15 protein-coding genes are annotated in these 17,688 nt (G+C 66.1%); 5 read left to right on the top strand and 10 right to left on the bottom strand.

Translation table 11 applies throughout. The features are described 5' to 3' along the window. Nucleotides 1-112 precede the first annotated feature (112 nt). Nucleotides 113-1,504, top strand: a complete 1,392-nt coding sequence (locus SPHN_RS00535; protein WP_432715041.1) for a DUF4139 domain-containing protein — start codon at nt 113-115, stop codon at nt 1,502-1,504. After that, on the top strand, nt 1,504-3,072 hold the full coding sequence (locus SPHN_RS00540) for a DUF4139 domain-containing protein (RefSeq protein WP_248520540.1): 1,569 nt from the start codon (nt 1,504-1,506) through the stop codon (nt 3,070-3,072). The genes SPHN_RS00535 and SPHN_RS00540 overlap by 1 nt, the downstream gene beginning before the upstream one ends. Before the next feature lie 141 nt (nt 3,073-3,213). On the opposite strand, the gene SPHN_RS00545 is transcribed toward SPHN_RS00540, so the two are convergent. The 3 genes from SPHN_RS00545 to SPHN_RS00555 all read right to left on the bottom strand — a co-directional run bounded on the left by SPHN_RS00545 (nt 3,214) and on the right by SPHN_RS00555 (nt 8,135). After that, a complete protein-coding gene (locus SPHN_RS00545; RefSeq protein WP_248520541.1) occupies nt 3,214-4,233 on the bottom strand; it encodes a DUF6624 domain-containing protein in 1,020 nt (339 codons plus the stop codon). A 177-nt stretch (nt 4,234-4,410) separates the two neighbouring features. After that, entirely contained in the window at nt 4,411-5,679 is a 1,269-nt protein-coding gene (locus tag SPHN_RS00550; RefSeq protein ID WP_248520542.1) for an aminotransferase class V-fold PLP-dependent enzyme, read from the bottom strand. Beyond that, nucleotides 5,679-8,135, bottom strand: coding sequence for a TonB-dependent receptor plug domain-containing protein (locus tag SPHN_RS00555; protein WP_248520543.1), 2,457 nt, complete (start codon nt 8,133-8,135; stop codon nt 5,679-5,681). The genes SPHN_RS00550 and SPHN_RS00555 overlap by 1 nt, the downstream gene beginning before the upstream one ends. Before the next feature lie 295 nt (nt 8,136-8,430). Between SPHN_RS00555 and SPHN_RS00560 the strand changes: the two genes are divergently transcribed. Then, nucleotides 8,431-9,717 (top strand): S41 family peptidase, encoded by a 1,287-nt coding sequence (locus SPHN_RS00560; RefSeq protein WP_248520544.1) that lies wholly within the window; start codon nt 8,431-8,433, stop codon nt 9,715-9,717. Then, nucleotides 9,710-10,195 (top strand): MarR family transcriptional regulator, encoded by a 486-nt coding sequence (locus tag SPHN_RS00565; protein WP_248520545.1) that lies wholly within the window; start codon nt 9,710-9,712, stop codon nt 10,193-10,195. Before SPHN_RS00560 ends, SPHN_RS00565 begins: the two co-directional genes overlap by 8 nt. 331 nt (nt 10,196-10,526) lie before the next feature. On the opposite strand, the gene SPHN_RS00570 is transcribed toward SPHN_RS00565, so the two are convergent. Then, nucleotides 10,527-11,162, bottom strand: coding sequence for a DUF882 domain-containing protein (locus SPHN_RS00570; RefSeq protein WP_248520546.1), 636 nt, complete (start codon nt 11,160-11,162; stop codon nt 10,527-10,529). Nucleotides 11,163-11,344: 182 nt separating this feature from the next. On the opposite strand from SPHN_RS00570, the gene SPHN_RS00575 reads away from it, so the two are divergent. Next, nucleotides 11,345-11,599 (top strand): GCG_CRPN prefix-to-repeats domain-containing protein, encoded by a 255-nt coding sequence (locus SPHN_RS00575; RefSeq protein WP_248520547.1) that lies wholly within the window; start codon nt 11,345-11,347, stop codon nt 11,597-11,599. Between the two features lie 102 nt (nt 11,600-11,701). Here the strand turns inward: SPHN_RS00575 and SPHN_RS00580 are convergent, their stop codons facing one another. The 6 genes from SPHN_RS00580 to SPHN_RS00605 are packed head-to-tail and all read right to left on the bottom strand — an operon-like array spanning nt 11,702 to nt 17,585. Next, nucleotides 11,702-12,115, bottom strand: a complete 414-nt coding sequence (locus tag SPHN_RS00580) for a Na+/H+ antiporter subunit G (RefSeq protein ID WP_248520548.1) — start codon at nt 12,113-12,115, stop codon at nt 11,702-11,704. Further along, a complete protein-coding gene (locus SPHN_RS00585; RefSeq protein ID WP_248520549.1) occupies nt 12,112-12,381 on the bottom strand; it encodes a K+/H+ antiporter subunit F in 270 nt (89 codons plus the stop codon). The genes SPHN_RS00580 and SPHN_RS00585 overlap by 4 nt, the downstream gene beginning before the upstream one ends. Next, a complete protein-coding gene (locus tag SPHN_RS00590) occupies nt 12,378-12,869 on the bottom strand; it encodes a Na+/H+ antiporter subunit E (RefSeq protein ID WP_248520550.1) in 492 nt (163 codons plus the stop codon). Before SPHN_RS00590 ends, SPHN_RS00585 begins: the two co-directional genes overlap by 4 nt. Then, nucleotides 12,866-14,392, bottom strand: a complete 1,527-nt coding sequence (locus SPHN_RS00595; protein WP_248520551.1) for a monovalent cation/H+ antiporter subunit D — start codon at nt 14,390-14,392, stop codon at nt 12,866-12,868. Before SPHN_RS00595 ends, SPHN_RS00590 begins: the two co-directional genes overlap by 4 nt. Then, a complete protein-coding gene (locus tag SPHN_RS00600; RefSeq protein ID WP_248520552.1) occupies nt 14,389-14,745 on the bottom strand; it encodes a Na+/H+ antiporter subunit C in 357 nt (118 codons plus the stop codon). Before SPHN_RS00600 ends, SPHN_RS00595 begins: the two co-directional genes overlap by 4 nt. Beyond that, nucleotides 14,742-17,585 carry a monovalent cation/H+ antiporter subunit A gene (locus SPHN_RS00605; protein ID WP_248520553.1) on the bottom strand — a complete coding sequence of 948 codons (2,844 nt, stop codon included), beginning with the start codon at nt 17,583-17,585 and terminating at the stop codon, nt 14,742-14,744. Before SPHN_RS00605 ends, SPHN_RS00600 begins: the two co-directional genes overlap by 4 nt. Nucleotides 17,586-17,688: the final 103 nt, after the last annotated feature.

The raw sequence follows: 17,688 nt of genomic DNA on the forward strand, positions 1-17,688 counted from the left end.
TCCGGTGGTGGCGGCACTGCCGCGTTGCCCTTCTGATCCGACCGCGTCATTGTCGGTGCAATCAGGGGAGAATCGCGTGCGCAAGAACATCTGGCGAGCGTATGGGCTCGCGGTGCTGCTCGGATCGGCGGCCACCGCGCAGCAGCAGCCGGCCCCTGCCGATAACCCCCTTGCTGGTACCGCGCAGGGGGACGTGTCGGTCACGATCTACAATAACGACGTCGCGCTGGTGCAGGACATACGGTCGCTGTCTCTGCCGAACGGGCGGGTACGGCAGAGCTTCCCCGACGTGAGTGCATCGATCCGGCCGGAGACGGTATCGCTGACGGTGCCCGATGCCGCCATCGTCGAGCAGAACTTCGACTATGATCTGCTGAGCCCGTCGAGCCTGATGGAGAAAGCGGTCGGCGAGACGATCACGCTGGTGCGTACCAATCCCGCTACCGGTGCGGAGACTCGCGACCGTGCGAAGGTGCTGGCGGTCAATGGCGGTGTCGTCATCGAGGTCGGCGGCCATGTCGAAGTGCTTCGTGACGACGGACTGCCGGTGCGCGCGATCTTCGACCGGGTGCCCGACGCGCTGCGAGCCCGTCCGACGCTGTCGGTGACGCTCGCCAGTACGCGCGCGGGATCGCGGCCGGAGACACTCTCCTACCTGAGCCGTGGGCTGGGCTGGAGCGCCGACTATGTGGCGCTGTTCGACGACAAGAGCGGGAAGGTGGACGTCCAGGGCTGGGTGACGCTGAAGAACACCAGCGGGACGACGTTCGGCAACGCCAGGACGTTGCTGGTCGCCGGCGAGGTCGGCAGCGCCGACGATGACGGGAACGGCAGTTACGCGCCACGCCGCCGCCGCATGACGACGACCCGGCCCGGGACCGAAAGCAGCGCGCGCGAGCAACTCGGTGACTTTTATCTATACCCCTTGGCCGAGCGGACCACGATCGCCGACAAACAGACCAAGCAGGTCAGCTTTCTCGACGCGAAGGGCGTGGCCGCAAGCGCTGGCTACCGGTTCGAGAATGGCTGGCTCGGCAGTTCGGATGAGCCGCGCAGCGCGCAGTCGGTGCTGCGCTTCAGCAACTCGGGAGCGGCAAGCCTTGGCGACGCGCTGCCGGCTGGGGTGGTGCGGGTATACGTCCGCGATGCGCGTGGCCAGCCGCAGTTCACGGGCGAGAACCGTATCGAGCATACCCCGCAGGGATCGACCATCGCACTTCCCACCGGCGATGCGTTCGACGTGAAGGTGCAGCCCACCACTGTCTTGCGCACGCGACAGGGAGACAGCCGCTGGCGCACGGCGATGCGGTACACGCTGACCAACGCGCGCGCGCGGCCGGTGACGGTGGAACTCTTGCAGGGCGGGCTCGACTGGGGCGACGTGCGCGTCGTCGCGGACAGCGCCAAGGGAGAGCGCCGGGACGCCGGCACGCTGGCGTGGCAGATTTTGGTGCCGGCCAACGGCAGCGCGACGGTAACCGCGACCTTCGATACCCGCTACTGATGCGGAGCCTGCCCTGGCTTCTGCTGGAGGTCCTGCTGCTGTCAGGGATGCTGCTGACGGGCGAGGCGGGGGCGCAGACGATTGTCACCTCGTCGGCGCCCGATCGCGTTGCGTTGACGGTGTACCGTTCGCCCTATGGCAGGGGGGCGATCAACCTTCAGTATCTCGGCGGCTTTGCGCTGGTGACCGAAACGCGCCGGGTGCGATTGCCACGCGGACCCGCGGTGCTCCGCTTCGAGGGCGTGGCGGAGGGAATCGTGCCGGTCAGCGCCATCGTCGACGGCCTGCCCGGCGGCACGATCGAGAAGAACCGCGACGCCCGCCTGCTGTCACCGGCCTCGCTGGTCGATGGCACGCTTGGTCGCGAAGTGACGCTGACCCGCACCGACAAGGCGACCGGACGGCTGGTGAATGAACCCGCGACGATCGTCGCAGGCCCGACACCGGGTGTCATCCTGCGCACGACTGCCGGGATCGAGGCGTTGCGCTGCTCGGGTCTGGCGGAGCGGCTGAATTTTGGCCGCGTGCCCGCGAGCCTGTCGAGCAAGCCGGTGCTGAGCGTGACGACGACCAGCCCAAGCGCGCGCACGGTGACGGTCCGGCTGTCCTATCTTTCTTCGGGGTTCGACTGGCGCGCGAGCTATGTCGCATCGCTGGCCACCGACCGGCGAACGGTCGACCTGTTCGCCTGGCTGACGCTCGCCAACGGCAATCCAGAGGTATTCTCGAACGCAGACGTTCAGGCCGTTGCAGGCCGGCTCAACCGCGTCGCGGTTCCGGCGATCCCCGCGGCGGCTGGCGCCCTGCGGCTGGTCTGCTACCCGCTCGGCACGACGACCTCGGACCTACGCGAAACGCAATTCGAGCCGGCCGAGGAGATCGTGGTAACCGCGTCGCGAGTGATGTCGTTCGCGCTATCGGCGCCGCCGGCACCACCTGCGCCGCCACCGCCACCGCCGCCGCCACCACCGCCGCCCGAGGATCTCGGCGACCTGAAGCTGTATCGCGTGCCGACGCCGACGACCGTTGCGGCCCGGGGGCAGAAGCAGGTTGCTCTATTGGTCCAGAAGACGGTGCCGGTCGAACGCCGCTACCGGCGGGCCGTGTATCCCGGCCAGCAACTCGACGGTGTGCCAACCTCGATCGTGCTGGTGCTGAAAAACGATAAGCAGGGCGGCTTGGGCGTGCCGCTGCCCGCCGGCAGCACCGCGCTCTACGCGGAGCGGGCAGGCGCACGACTGCTTCTCGGTTTGGGAGCGATCGGCGACCGCACCATCGGCGAGACGGTTCGCCTTGCAGCCGGCGTGAGCACCCAGGTGACGCTTACCCAGGCGGTAGTGCCGCTTCGCGCACCGGCAGCGACCGCGCCGGGAGCCGGGGGTTCGCACGAGGCGGCGATAACCGCAACCAACAGCACCGCGTTCCCGGTGCTGCTCGACGTGCCGATCGGCGCAGCGGGGCAGGCGATCGAAGCCGACGCGCAGGAGGTCGGCCGTACCGATGGGATCGCCACCTGGTCCCCGCTGCTGCCGCCGGGTGGCAAGGCCGAGTTGCGCTACCGCTACTGACGGTCGAACTTCGAGCGCGGGCCAGTTTCCTCCACGGCCGACCCTCTCGCGTAATCTCGCTATGGTCGTCGATCTGAACACCGAACGTGGAAATTGACATGGTGACCGCGAACGTCCGGTCGTCGGTCGTATGGCGCGGGCCTAAGCCTCTGGGGGACATGGCCCGTACAAGGTATCGATCTGGGCGGCGTTTGCCTTGAGCGAGCCGAGCTTCGCCGTCGCACGCAAAGCGTCGGTGACCGCATCGGTGGTCGCCAGCGGCAGGGGCACGCGTTTGCCGCCCTTGCAGGTCCATTGCGTCCCGTATCGCTGTCGACCAGACAGCTTGAGCTGGACGCGGTCCGTCAACATCGCAAAATTGCGCGGATCGATTTCGTCTTTGGCCGCTAGCGGCGCCATGAGGCGCAAGGCCGTCAGCTGGAAGGCAGGATTGGTGTCCGCATGTTGGACGAGCAGCCAAGCGGCGCTGGATGCCTCGTCCCCTACCGTTGAACGCGTCGGCCAGCCTTGATGCGCGACCTTGGCGGATAGCCATGCCGTATTCGCTTGATCGCGATCGTCCAGGGCACGCAGAAGAATGCCTTCGTACGCGATCCGTTCGAGCGACGAATAGGTCGCGGTTTGCCCCTCGTGGCGCTGGCTTTCGACCCATGCGAACCGCAATGCCTGCTCCCCCATCGGTCGGGTGCGCAACTGCTCGGCATACGCGCCGTGATCGATCACCTGCCGCTCCACGAGCGCGGTCGCACGGATAATACCCAGGGCATAGGGCCGGACGCGATCGAGCGCAGAGGAAAAGGCCGGCCATGTCACGTCCGCCGGTATCGGCAGGCGGACGAACTGACGGCACGGTGCAGGCCGAGCATAGACGTCCGGACCTGGGTCGAAGGTCTGGCCCATCGCCGCCAGCCGGTCCTTCATCGCGGCACGCGACTGGTTTTCACACCCTTCGTTCCACTTCAAAGCGGTAACGAACGCCTGTTTGTCGCCATCGGTCGCGTCGGCAAACCGCCCGCGCAACCATCGATAGTCGCCGTCCTCGACGACGCCGTTATGCAGGAAAGAGGAGAGGGCAGGTGGAACACTCGACGGCTGAATCGCTGCACCTGCCGGAGCCGATCCGATGAGTAGGGCGCTCAGACCGATCTGGAATGCTCGCACATATATTCTCCGCCAGCGTCAACGCTTCGATGCGGCGGGCCAAGGGAAAACGCAACTGCGCCAACGACGTTCGATGGCGGCTTCGACGTCGTATCGGAAAGCGACGTGGCGGCGCACCCCCTTGTCGCCATTCGGACAGCGGATCCGCTTCACGTCGATCTTCCGCAGCGTGCGTACTTACTGGCACAGTTTCTTCAATGCGCCGGCCAGGGCATCCATATCCGCCATCGTATTGAACAGCGCGGGGGTCACCCGGACGCACGCGCCTCCTGCGGGGCCATCGCGATAGACGGTGAAGATCCGAAATTCCTCGAGCAATCGTTTCGACACCGCGATATTGTCTGCAGTGCTGGTCTGTCCTTTGAGACGGAAGGACGTGATCCCGCCGTGGAGCGTGGCGTCGTCCGGGGTCAGGATTTCGATGCCGGTCAGTGGCCGCACTTGTTCGACCCATCGATTGCGAAGTGCGGCGAGGCGATCGGCGCGGCGCTTGCTGCCGATCGTGTCCTGAAATGCCAGCGCTGCGGGGATCGTCAGGGGCGCGGCGAAATCGACCGTGCCGGTGTGGATGCGCGCGTTGATGGTGTCGCGGTCGGATGCGGGATTGGCAGGGTCGCGGTCGATCGCCGACAGCGCGCGCTGCCGGATATGGATCGCGCCGACGCCCAACGGCGCGCCGAGCCATTTGTGGCAGTTTATGCCGACATAATCGCAATCGAGATCGGCGAGCGTCATGTCGAGCTGGCACCAGCTATGCGCCGCATCCACGATCGTCGCGATGCCGCGAGCGCGCGCCATCGCGGCGATCTCGCGCACTGGCAGGACGAGGCCGGTGCGATGGCTGAGATGGGTGAGCAGGATCAGTTTCAGGCGCGGATTCGCCTCCATCGCGGCTGCATAGGCGTCGATGAGCGATTGGCGCGTGGCGGGCTGGGGCAGGGCGATCCTCACGACCGTCACGCCGCGCCGCGCCCTCAGGCTATCCATGCACGCCTGCATGCTGTCATAGTCGAGGTCGGCGTAGAGCACCGCGTCGCCGGGTGTCAGTGCGTTATAGCCGAGGATCAGCGCCTTCAAGGCCTCGGTCGCGTTGCGGGTGAAGGCGATTTCCTCTGCTGGCACCCGCACCGTGGCGGCCAGCGCGTCGCGCGCGGCCATCCAGTCCTTCATCATGCCACGTCGGGTATAATAGCTGGTGTCGCGGTTCACCCGCTCGAGATTGCGTTCATACGCCTGGAGCACGGGGCGGGCCATCATGCCCCAATTGCCGTTCTCGAGCTGGATCACCTCGCGCGTGACATCATAGTGTGCCGCCACGCCCTTCCAGAACGCGTCGTCCTCGGTCGCCGACGAATGTGGAAAGGCGCTCGCCGGAACTGCCGCAACGGCGGCGGCTCCGGTCAGGAACAGGCGGCGGTCCATGACAGTCGCGACGATACCGGACATCAGAAGCTCATCCCCATCCGCACGTAATATTGGCCGCCATCGGTATCGTAAGGCGCATTGCGTGAATAGATCAGGCCGCGCACCGCCTGGTTCGTCGCCTCGTCCGGATAGGTGTTGGCGACGTTCTCCGCGCCGACCCGCAGCGTGAAATGATCGTCGAACTTGTACGCAGCCGACACGTCGAACAGCGCGATCGAACCGAAGCGCTGGAACAGTTCGCCGGTCGCGTTGCCGGTGACGTCGGTCCAGGCGCCGTAATACCGCGCCTGCGCAAGGAGCGACAGCGCGCCGATGTCGTAGCCCAACGTCGCGGTGCCGTTATGCTTGGGCAGGCGCTCTTCGAAGATCCGCCTTTGCGTGTCGTTGGGGATCGCGGCGCTGGTACCGCTGCGCACATTGGTCTGGTTGTAGTTGTAGGCGAGGCTCAGATTGGCGCGGCCCGGTCCGACGCGGTGGCCATAGCCGACCACCGCGTCGATGCCGCGCGTTCGGGTGTCGAAGTCGTTGGTGAAATAACTGACCGCCGTGAAGCGCTGCGGGTTCGCAAAATTGGCCGGCACCGCGAAGGTGCGGGACTGGCTGAAGCGGTTGTCGACGTCGATCTGGTAGAGGTCGACGCTTGCCGTCAGGCCGAAACGGCTCTGGAAGGTCAGGCCGGTGGTCGCGGTCTTCGACGTTTCCGGGGTCAGCGGCGTGGCGCCCAGCGCGATCGCCAGCGGATCGCTGGGCGACAGGCGGCCCTGATTGAAGACCTGCAACGTGGTGGTGTCTAGCCCCTGCGTGGTCTGCGACGTGTTGAGCTGCGCCGGCGTCGGTGCGCGGAAGCCGGTGGAATAGGTGCCGCGCGCAGCGATGCCCTTCACCGGTTCGAACCGTGCCGACAGCTTGTAGTTGAACGTGTCGCCGAATGCAGAGAAGTCCTCGTAGCGGCCGGCGGCCCCCAGCGTGACGCTCTCGATCGGCTGCCATTCGAGATCGACGTAGCCGGCATAGCTGGTCTGGTCGAAGGTACCGGCAAGCGCGGGGCTGAAGCCTGGAAAGCCGTTGGAATTGGGCGCGAGACCGGTCGCCGCGCCCGCACCGATCGCGTAGGATGCGGGATCACCGGCCGACACCTGATAGGTTTCGCGGCGACGCTCGGCACCGAACGCGACGTTGACCGGCTCTGCCGTGCCGACCGGAAGGCGATAGACGAAATCGGCGTTCAGGTTGAATTCGCGCTGCTCGAGGCGTCCGAGATAGAAGCTGGTCGGGCTTGCCGGACCGAGCGAGGCGTTGAGGCTTTCGTTCAGCGTATAATCGATCCGGCTCCGTCCGAACGCGGCGCTCAGATCGTAGCTGAACCGGTCGCTCAGATCGCCGCGCAAACCGGTATCGCCCTGATAGTCGCTGTACGTCGTACCGAAGCGCGGCGAGAAGCCGACCGGATAGACGCTGTTGAACGAAAAGCCCGGAAACGCGCTGCTCGCGCCGTACACGCTGCTGGTGCCGGCCGGATTGCGCCAGTTGAAATCGGTGACGCCTTCGCCGCTTTGCGCCGTGCCGAAGACGTACAGCTTGGCGGCGTTGCTGAACGCATAATTGGCGTCGAGTGCACCGCGGATACGCTCTTCGTCGGGCTGGCCCCAGCGCTGAACCGGGTTACGCACGGACAGAGTGGGGTTGGCCGCCTGGAAGGCGATGGCGTCGGGGCGCTGGCGCGTACGCGATGTCGCCTCGCTATGATCATATTCGCCGGTGACGGCCAGCGTGCCGCGATCGCCGAGCGCGATGCCGCCCCGTGCACCGGTCTGATATTCCTTGCCGTCGCCTTTGTAATATTGGGAATATTGGCCGAACGCATCCATCCCGACGGTGTCGTCGAGGATGATGTTGACGACGCCGGCAATCGCGTCCGAGCCATATTGCGCGGACGCGCCGTCGCGCAGCACTTCGATCCGTTTGATCGCGAGTGACGGGATGCCGGCAAGATCGGGCGCCTGCGCGCCGCGTGTGCCGAGCAGTGCGGAACGGTGATAGCGCTTGCCGTTCACCAGCACGAGCGTCTGATCGGCGGACAGGCCGCGCAGGCTCGCCGGGCGCACGAACGCCTGACCGTCCGCTGCAGGAAGGCGCTGGACGTTGAACGAGGGCAACAACTGCGCCAGCGTGTCGGACAGGTCGCCCGACACGCTCGATCGCACCGCGTCGCCGGACAGGACGTCGACGGGCGCGAGCGTATCGAACTGGGTGCGCGATCGATCACGCGTGCCAGTGACGACGATCTGGTTCTCGGTATCCGCGCCATCTGCGGTCCCGGCTGCGGTGCCATCTGCGGTCCCGGCCGCGGTGCGATCTGCGGTACGATCTGGGCCCCGATCTGTGGGCAACGACGGGGTAACGTCCCGCGCCGTCTGCGCAAGCGCAGGCGTGCCGGCGAGCAGCGCAATCAGCGCGCTGCTGGTGGTGTGTTTCATGATGCCCCTAACGGTTGTCGACTTGGTATCCCGGCCTGAAGGGGCAGCTAGGCCGGGCGCATTTCATCGTGATGACGGGCCGGCGGCATTTCGATGACGCAATGATAGCCGCCTACACTCAGCACGATCGGCCGTGGGTCTCCGAATCCGCGACACGACGGAGACGCCTTCCAAGGTCGAAAGAAGTGTATTGCAACATATTGCGCAATATGTTGTATACCGTTTTCTAGTCAAAGGGGTCCAAATCGAAATGCGCTATCGACCGTCCTCGCTTGCAATACTCTCGGCTCTGTCGTTGCTCTGTCCGACGACCGCCTTTGCCGATCCACCCGCCATATCCGCGACCGAAAAGGCTGCGATCGTTGCGTCGCTGAACAGCGCGCTGGAGGCAAATTACGCGTTCCCGAACATGACCCGGAAAATCGGCCCGGTGCTTCGCGATCATCTGGCAAAGGGCGATTACGACGCGATCACGACCAAGGACGATCTGGCCCACCGCCTGACCGACGATCTCCTGAAGATCAGCGGCGACCTGCACTTCTTCGTCGGCGTCGATCCGAAATGGGTTGCCGACTTTCGGACAAAGGACGTGCCGGCGCGCAAGGCCGAGATCGGCAGAGCCGAACTTGCGAAACTCGAGGAAAGCAATTTCGGCTTCGACCAGGTCAGCCGCCTGAGCGGCAATATCGGCTATATCCGTTTCAGCTATTTCGCCGACCCGGTGCTTGCCTATGATACTGCCGCGGCGGCGATGCGCTTCGTCCAGAACAGCGATGCGGTGATCCTCGACCTGCGATACAATAATGGCGGGTATCTGGAGATGGCGCAGTTTCTCGCGAGCTATTTCTTCCCCGGCGACAAGGATCAGCTGCTCTTCGATTATGATTACAACGAAGACGGCAAGCGGATCGCGCGCGGGCAATGGGTGCTGCCAGGGTTGCCCGGCAAGCGCATGGTCGACACGCCGCTCTATATCCTGACCGGTTCGACATCCTTCTCGTCGGCAGAGTGGTTGTCCTACGCGATGAAGAAGCTCGGCCGGGCGACCTTGATCGGCGCACGGACCGGGGGCGGCGCGCATCCGGTGGCGCGTAAACCGGTCGACGACGACCTGTTCGTGCAGGTGCCGATCGGTCAGATTCGCGACCCGGTGGATCATGGCGATTTCGAGGGGACCGGGGTGCAGCCCGATATCGAAAGCCCGTCGATCGACGCATTGCCTTTGGCGCATAAGCTCGCGTTCGAAAATCTGGCGAAGGCCGACACGGTAAAAGGACGGGATTATGCCTGGCTCCTTCCCGCCCTGACGGCGAGCGTCCACCAGCCCGATGTCGATCCCGCCCAGATGCGAAGAGCGGTCGGGAAATATGAGGGGCGCGAGATCATTCTGGAAAACGGTACGCTCTTCTACGTCTGGCGGACGCGGCTTCGCGTTGCGCTGCAGCCGCTTGGCGCGGACCTGTTCGCAGTGGAGGGGGTGTCGGATTTCCGCTATCGGCTGAAGATCGAACGCGGCAGGGCGACTGCGCTGGAGCGTGTGAACAAGGACGGTAGCATGCAGACGTACAAACGCCTTGGCTGAGCGGAGGACCAACCCGCCGGCGATCGACGATGTCGCATTTCTCGGCCGTACGGTCGAACGACTTAGCGTACTGATCGCCGAACAGTCGAAAGCGGTGTTCGACGATCGGGGGATCGTCATCCCGGTGCGTTCATGTTCGCTCATGACCGTGCTTGCGAAACTGGGCGCGGCGTCGGCCTCGGATCTGGCGAGAGAGCTCGGTCACTCACATCAGCTCGTGATGCAAAAGATACCCAAGCTCGTCAGTCTCGGGTTGATCCGGGATCGCCCCGATGACGACGACGCACGCCGACGCCTGTTCCAGTTGACCGACAAGGGCACCGCGCAGTTCGCGAAATTCGAACAATGCACGGTGCTGCTCCGCACCGCCTATGCGCGGTTGTTCGCCGACGTGGGTGACGTGAAAAATCTTGTCGAGCGAACGACTGCTGCGCTCGACGATACCCCGCTGCGCGATCGTGTGGATAAGGGCGAATAGGGTGCGGCTGATGATCAGTCAAAACAGGCCGGCCGTCCCAAGCGATGTCGAAAATGTACCAATCCGCATGATTCGGTCGTGAAAGAAACGCCGGACGCAGCCCTTCTGACGTCGCGATCTTCAGTTCAGGATCTGTAGCGTCAGGTGCGGACCGCGCATGAGCGTCTGATGGCCGCGCGCAATGTGTTCGTTATCGCCGGGCAGGGATGCGGTGGAGCAGATCATGCGTTCGATCGGCGGCGTGACGCAGATCGGTTATCCGCTCGATCTAAACCTCGAAGCCTGTGATCCGTGCCCGTCAAAGCCCGATGCTTGTTGCGAGGTGCTCGATTCAGCTCCAGTGACGCAGTGCCCCTGTATCCATGTGCACGAAACCGTCGTTCGGGTAATAGCCCACGCCCCCACCGCGCAGCGACAAGGCGGCGCTTCGGAGATGACTGAGCGGCACCCCGGGAATCGCGATATCTGTCGCTTTGCCGAGCATGTGCTGGCTTTTGCTGGCGACGCCGTGCGACCGAGCATGGAGCGCGCGGTTGGTCTTCGGGCTCCGATACCCCGAGACCAGCTTCAGCGCCTTGCGCGGCGGCACGTCGAGCCGATCGCGGACCCGCACCAACAGATCGAGGAGCCCGGGGTCCATTTTCCGCGTCGCTCCGGTACGCCAATCGCGCATGGCGTGATTGAGTTCGGCAAGGCCGTCCGCGCGATAGCGGCCATTGGCGAAGAAACAGGCGTCGTAGCGCTCACCGTTGTGCGGATTGACCAGTACGAGCCGGCGCTCGGGCGCGCGCGCGGAAACCCGTTCCGACAAGGCGGCCGTCACGAGCGCGGCGACACCGCCGTTGATCAGATCACGGCGGGAAAACAAGGCGTTGGACAAATGTCGGTTCCGGTCAAAGAGTGGCTCCAACCTTAGGGCATGACAGTGCGCGTGTTCCTTAATGGTGTGCGCGTTCGTCGCATCCATTCCACCGTTCGCCTGATTGTCGGGCGCTGAGCGGGGGGCTTCTCGACAAAGTCACGTCGTCCGCTGGCTGGCTTATGAAGAAACACACCTTTTCTCCGAAGGCGCGACGGAAACGACGTCCTGCGTCGTTGAAGCCGGCATGACGCCGCGCAACCGGCGTTGATCACGTCAGGAGGTATCTCATGAAAAAGCTCGTGCTGGCCGCACTGGCGGTCGGAACCGCCATCACGACGGCCATGCCCACCGAAGCGCGGCAGGGCTGTGGCCCCCGGTTTCACCGCGGCGCTTATGGTCGCTGTATTCCCAATCGCGTAGGGCGCGTCGTGGTCGTGCCTGCGCCGCGGGTCGGCGTCTACTACCCCGGTCGCGGCTATCGGCATGCCAACCGCTATTGGGGGCATCGCTATCGCTGGCATGGCGGCTGGCGGTATCGTTAATCGACGATGGATATCATGGCGGCGCGAAAGACCAGGCTTGCTCGATCGCGATCCGTATACCCCCTTTAATCAGGCGGGATGGGTCCCAGCGCGGCTGGGCGATCAGCTATTGGCGGTCGATGCCTGCGTGTCCTTTTCCGGTGCTTCGAAGGTCGCCCAGTCGCCTTCGCCGGCTGGGCGCGGCGGGGGGCCGGCGATGCCGTCGGGCTCCTCGATCGCGCCGATCCGCCGACGATGAAGATGGACCTTCGCGATCATGTTGGCGGAGATCGGGGCGGTGATGAACAGGAACAATGCGATCAACAGTTCGTGGGCCGTCCAGATGCCGAGCCGCCCCTGGAAATAGACCACCGACGCGAGCAGCAGCGAGCCGAGCCCGAGCGTCGTCGCCTTGGTCGGGCCGTGCAGTCGCTCCATCGTCGAGGGCAGGCGGACGAGCCCCCAGCTGCCGATCAGGACGAAGGTCGCGCCGAGCAGGACCAGCGCGACGACGATGATATCGACCAGCGTGCTCACTCGACGATGTCCCCGCGCAGGATGAACTTGCAATAGGCGATGGTGCTGACGAACCCGACCATCGCGAGCAGCAACGCCGCCTCGAAATAGGTGTCGCTGCCGCCGGACATGCCGACCAGCACGATCAGCGCGATCGCATTGATGACCATCGTGTCGAGCGCGACGATCCGGTCGCCGAGCGCCGGCCCCTTGAGCAGTCGCCAGCCATTGAAGAGCAGCGCGAGCGCGACGCACCCGAACGCGATCCCAAGCGCGATGGCGATCATGCGAATATCCTTTGCAGCCGCGCCTCGTAGCGGGTCTTGATCCGCGTGATCTCGGCCGCCTCGTCACCGACGTCCAGCGCATGGACCAGCAGCGACCGGCCGTCGGCGGACACGTCGGAGGAGACCGTCCCCGGTGTCAGGCTGATGGTGGCGGCGAGCACGGTGACCGCCTCCGGCGTCCTCAGCGCGATCGGGACGACCAGCCAGCGCGAGCGCAGATCGCGGTTGCGCCGGAACAGGATCAGCCGCGCGACCTGGAAATTGGCGACGACGATGTCGAACAGGACGATGACGCAATAGCCGAGCAGCGCGCGCCCGAACCGGACGCGCGGGCGGTCCGGCCAGAACGGCTCGGTGAACTTGGGCAGGACGAGCCCGAACACGGTGCCGAGCAGGACTCCGCCGACCGTGACGGTGTTGGCCATCAACAGCCAGACGATCAGGAGCATGATCGACAAAGCGGGATGCGGCAGGAGGCGCTTCATCATCTTGGCCCTCCCCCCAGTACTGCGGCGCTATACCGGTCGGGGGCGAAGATCTGCGCGGCGGTCTGCTCGGTCTGCTCCGTCGCCCAGCCGGCGCCCAGCGTCAGGAGCGCGAGCAGCGCGATCAGCGCGGCGGGCGCGACCATTTCGGCTCGCGACCGGTCTGCGCCGGCGATCGGATCGGCGTCGGACGCGGCCGCCTTCCAGAAGATCGCGCTGCCGCTGCGGGCGAAGCCGATGACGCCGACCAGCGTCGTGCCCAGCACCGTCGCCCAGATCGCCACCCACGCGGGTGCCGTAAACGTCGTCTGGAGGATGAACAGCTTGGCGACGAAGCCCGACAGCGGCGGCAGGCCGACGGCAGCGATGGTCGCCGCGAGGAACAGCAGCCCCGTGGCCTGCTGATCGGCGAAACGCGGGCTGGGTGCGGTCGCGTCGCCATATTGGCCGCGCCGCCGCAGCGTCGCATCGGCGACCAGGAACAAGGCCGCCCCGGCCAGCGTCGCGTGGACCAGGTAGAAGAGTGCCGCCGCGGTGGTGGCCTGCGTCCAGCACGATACGGCGAGCAACAGCGTGCCGGTCGACCCGAGGATCGCGAAGGCCGCCTGCTCGCGCATCGCCCGCGCGGCGAGCACGCCCGCAAATCCGATCACCGCCGTCAGGACCGCGGCGGGTAGCAGCCAGGGCGCCGGCACCCACGCCGCGGCGCCTGCGGACTCGCCGAAGATCAGCGGCACCGTGCGGATCATCGCGTAGACCCCAACCTTCGTCATGATCGCAAACAGCGCCGCGACCACCGGCGTCGTCGCCGCATAGGTGCGCGGCAGCCACAGATGGAGCGGCACGACCGCGGCCTTCAGCGCGAACACGGTCAGCAGCAGCAGGCCGGCAAGGCGGATCATGCCCTGGTCCTGTGCACCGAGCAACGCGATCCGGCGCGACAGATCGGCCATGTTGAGCGTGCCGGTCAGGCCATAGAGCAGCCCGAGCGCGATCAGGAACAGCGCCGACCCGACGATGTTGACGATGACATAGGCAACCCCGGCCTTCAGCCGCGCGGATCCCTGCCCGTGCAGCATCAGCCCGTAGGAGGCGATCAGCAGGACCTCGAAGAACACGAACAGGTTGAACAGGTCACCGGTCAGGAACGCGCCGTTGAGACCGAGCAGCTGGAAATGGAACATCGGATGGAAATGCCAGCCCTTGCGATCGACGGCGGTGACGATCGCATGGATCATCACCACCAGGGCAAGTACCGACGCCAGCACGAGCATCATCGCGGACAGCCGGTCGAGCACCAGCACGATCCCGAACGGCGCCGGCCAGCCGCCGAGGGGATAAGCGCGGATCGCATCGTCCTGCGCGATGCCGAACAGCATGAGGGCCGCGATCAGCATCGCGACGCACCCGGCGAGCGACAGCGCCACGCCGACGCGGCGACGCCGGCGCATCGCCAGCAGCGCGAGCGGCGCGACGATCGCGGGAATGACGACCGGCGCGATCACCAGCTGGTCGATCGCCATCATGACGGGCTCTCGTCTTTCGCGGGGTCGGCAAGACCGTCGACCTGATCCGAACCGCTCTCGAGGAAACTGCGGAGCGACAGGATGACGACGAGCGCGGTCATGCCGAAGGTGATGACGATCGCGGTCAGCACCAACGCCTGCGGCAGCGGATCTGCATGCTCGGTCACCCCCTTGGCGAACAGCGGCGGACGATCGACGACCAGCCGGCCTATCGCGAACAGGAACAGGTTCACCGCATAGGACAGCAGGGTCAGCCCCAGGACGACCTGGAAGGTCCGGCCGCGCAACGACAGATAGACGCCGCCCGCGACCAGCACCGCGATTGCGCTGGCGATCAGGAACTCAAGGCTCATCGCACCGCCTCCCGGTCGGTCATGTCGGTTTCGTCATTGACCTCGGCATAGCGCGCGGCGCGCTGGGCGACGTGGCTGAGCTGCGCCAGTGCCATCATCACCGCGCCCACGACGACGCAGGCGACGCCGGTATCGAACAGCGTCGCGGTCGCCAGCTCGACCTCGCCGACCAGCGGGACGTGGAAATAGCCGAAGCTGCTCGACAGGAACGGCGCGTCGAAGGCGAGTGAGCCGAGCCCAGTCGCGGTGGCGATCAGCACGCCGAACGCGATCAGCGGATGCTCGCCGATCCGGCGGCGCTCGTCGGTCCAGTCGAAGCCCGAGGCGAGGTACTGGAGCAGGATCGCGATCGAGAAGACCAGCGCGGCGATGAACCCGCCGCCGGGCTGATTGTGACCGCGCAGGAAGATGTAGAGGCCGACCAGCAGCGCGAGCGGCATCAGCAACCGCGTCGCCATCACGAACATCATCGGATGACGCTCCGGCGAATGCGGCATGTCCGCGCGCCATTCCCGCAGCCGCCGGCCGGCAATGCCGCGCGCTGCGGGTTCGAGCAGCGCGAAGATCGCGAGCCCGGCAATTCCCAGCACGATGATCTCGCCCAGCGTATCGAAGGCGCGGAAATCGACGAGCGTCACGTTCACGACGTTGGTACCACCTCCGCCCGAATAGCTGTTCGCCCAGTGATAGGACGACACCGTGTCGCGCGTCTCCCGCGTCATGATCGCCCAGGCCGCCCATCCGGTCCCGAGACCCGCGACGATCCCGAGCGCGGCGTCGCGCATCTTGCGGGGCGTGCTCGACAGGCTTGGCGGGGCCTTCGGCAGCAGGTTGAGCGCCAACAGCAGCAGCAGGATCGTGACGACCTCCACCGCGACCTGCGTCAAGGCGAGATCCGGGGCGGAGAGGTGGACGAAGGCGAGCGCGATGACGAGGCCGATGACGCTGATGAACACCAGCGCCAGGAACCGCTGTCGCTGGCGGACGACCACGAGCAGCGTGGCGAGAACCAGCGCGACCCACGCGACGATCGCCACCGGCGAGGCCGGAAGCGTCGGGCGCATCCCTGCGGCAAACCCGCCCGGAGTCCGCGCCGCATCGACGGCCAGCATTGTCGCCACCGCGAACAGCGCGAACAGATAGCGCTGGAGCGAGGCGACGTGGAGCGCGAGCGTCGCCCGGCGGGTGGTGCCGACGACCGCCGCCATCGCGCGATCGAACAGCGATTTCGCATCGATCGCCGGCCGTTGGTCGAGCCATGCCGCGATCGATGCACGTTGCCATAGCAGAAGCGCGCCGATCGCGACGGCGGCGACGCTCATCGCCAGCGCCGGGTTGATCCCGTGCCACAGTGCGAGATGCAGGTCGGGGGCCGGGCCGCCGACGACCGCGGCCGTGGCTGCGGCGACGAGCGGGCCGGCGATCGTCATCGGCAGCAGGCCGAGCGCGATCGCGATCAGGACCAGCAAGGCGGGCGGGGCCAGCATGGCGGCTCCCGGATCATGCGGTGCCGCGGCCTTGCCCGTGCGGCGCTGCCCGAAGAACTGCGCGGTCGCGTAGCGCAGCGAATAGGCCACCGACAGCGTCGCCGCGATCGTCGCCAATAGCGGCACGAGCAGCGCCTGCCCCGCAAACACGGTATGCACGCTTTGCTCGAGCATCATCTCCTTGGAAATGAACCCGCCGAGCGGCGGCAGGCCCGCCATTGCCGCGACCGCGAGCGTCCCCAGTGTCGCGGTGATCGGCATCAGCGCGGCAAGGCCGCCGAGCCGGCGGATGTCGCGCGTGCCGGTCTCGTGATCGACGATACCGGCGTTCATGAACAACGCCGCCTTGAACGCGGCGTGGTTGAGGATGTGGAAGATCGCCGCCGACGCCGCAGCGGGCGTGCCGAAGCCCAGCAGCATGACCATCAGGCCGAGCTGGCTGATCGTGGAATAGGCCAGGATCGCCTTCAGGTCGTTGCGGAACAGCGCGACGCCCGCCCCGAACAGCATCGTGACGAGGCCGGTGGAGGCGACGAGGTAGAACCACATCTCGGTCCCGGCCAGCACCGGCCACAGCCGCGCGAGCAGGAACACGCCGGCCTTCACCATGGTGGCCGAATGGAGATAGGCGCTGACTGGAGTCGGCGCCGCCATCGCGTGCGGCAGCCAGAAGTGGAAGGGGAACTGCGCCGATTTGGTGAACGCACCGAGGAGAACGAGGATCAGGATGCCGGGATAGAGCGGCGAGGCCTGGACCATATCGCCGCGATCGAGGATCGTCGCCAGATCGTACGAGCCCGCTGCCTGCCCGAGCAACAGCATCCCGGCGATGAGCGCGAGACCACCCCCGCCGGTGACCGCAAGCGCCATGCCCGCGCCCTGCCGCGCGTCGGCCCGATCGCGCCAGAACCCGATCAGCAGGAAGGACGAGAGGCTGGTCAGCTCCCAGAACACCAGCATCAGCAGGATGTTGCTCGACAGCGCGATGCCCACCATCGCGCCCTGGAACAGCATCAGGAACGACAGGAAGCGCCCGGTCGGCTCGGTCTTCGCAAGATAGCCTTGCGCGTAGATCACCACGAGCAGGCCGATGCCCAGGATCAGCCCTGCGAACAGCAGCGCCAGCGGATCGAGCCACAGGCTGAAATCGAGCCCGAGCGCCGGTATCCAGCCGATCCGCGCGGTCATCGGCGTACCGGCGAGCACGCCGGGTGCCGCGGCCAGCAGCAACGCGAGCCCTGCACCGCTGGCTCCCGCAGCGATCGCCATGTGCGCACGACGCGACGCGCCGGCGTTCAGCGCCAGCATCACCGCAGCCGCGAACGGCAAAGACAGCAGGGCCACCAGGACCATTCGACATTCCCCCGGAGATTAGAACGCGCAGCCATGACACGGCGCGCCGCTCAGGTCGACGTCTGCATCGACGCGCGCGCAGAGGATCGCTTCACCCTGAGTT

It is taken from the genome of Sphingomonas faeni (assembly GCF_023195535.1).
GTDB lineage: Bacteria > Pseudomonadota > Alphaproteobacteria > Sphingomonadales > Sphingomonadaceae > Sphingomonas > Sphingomonas faeni_B.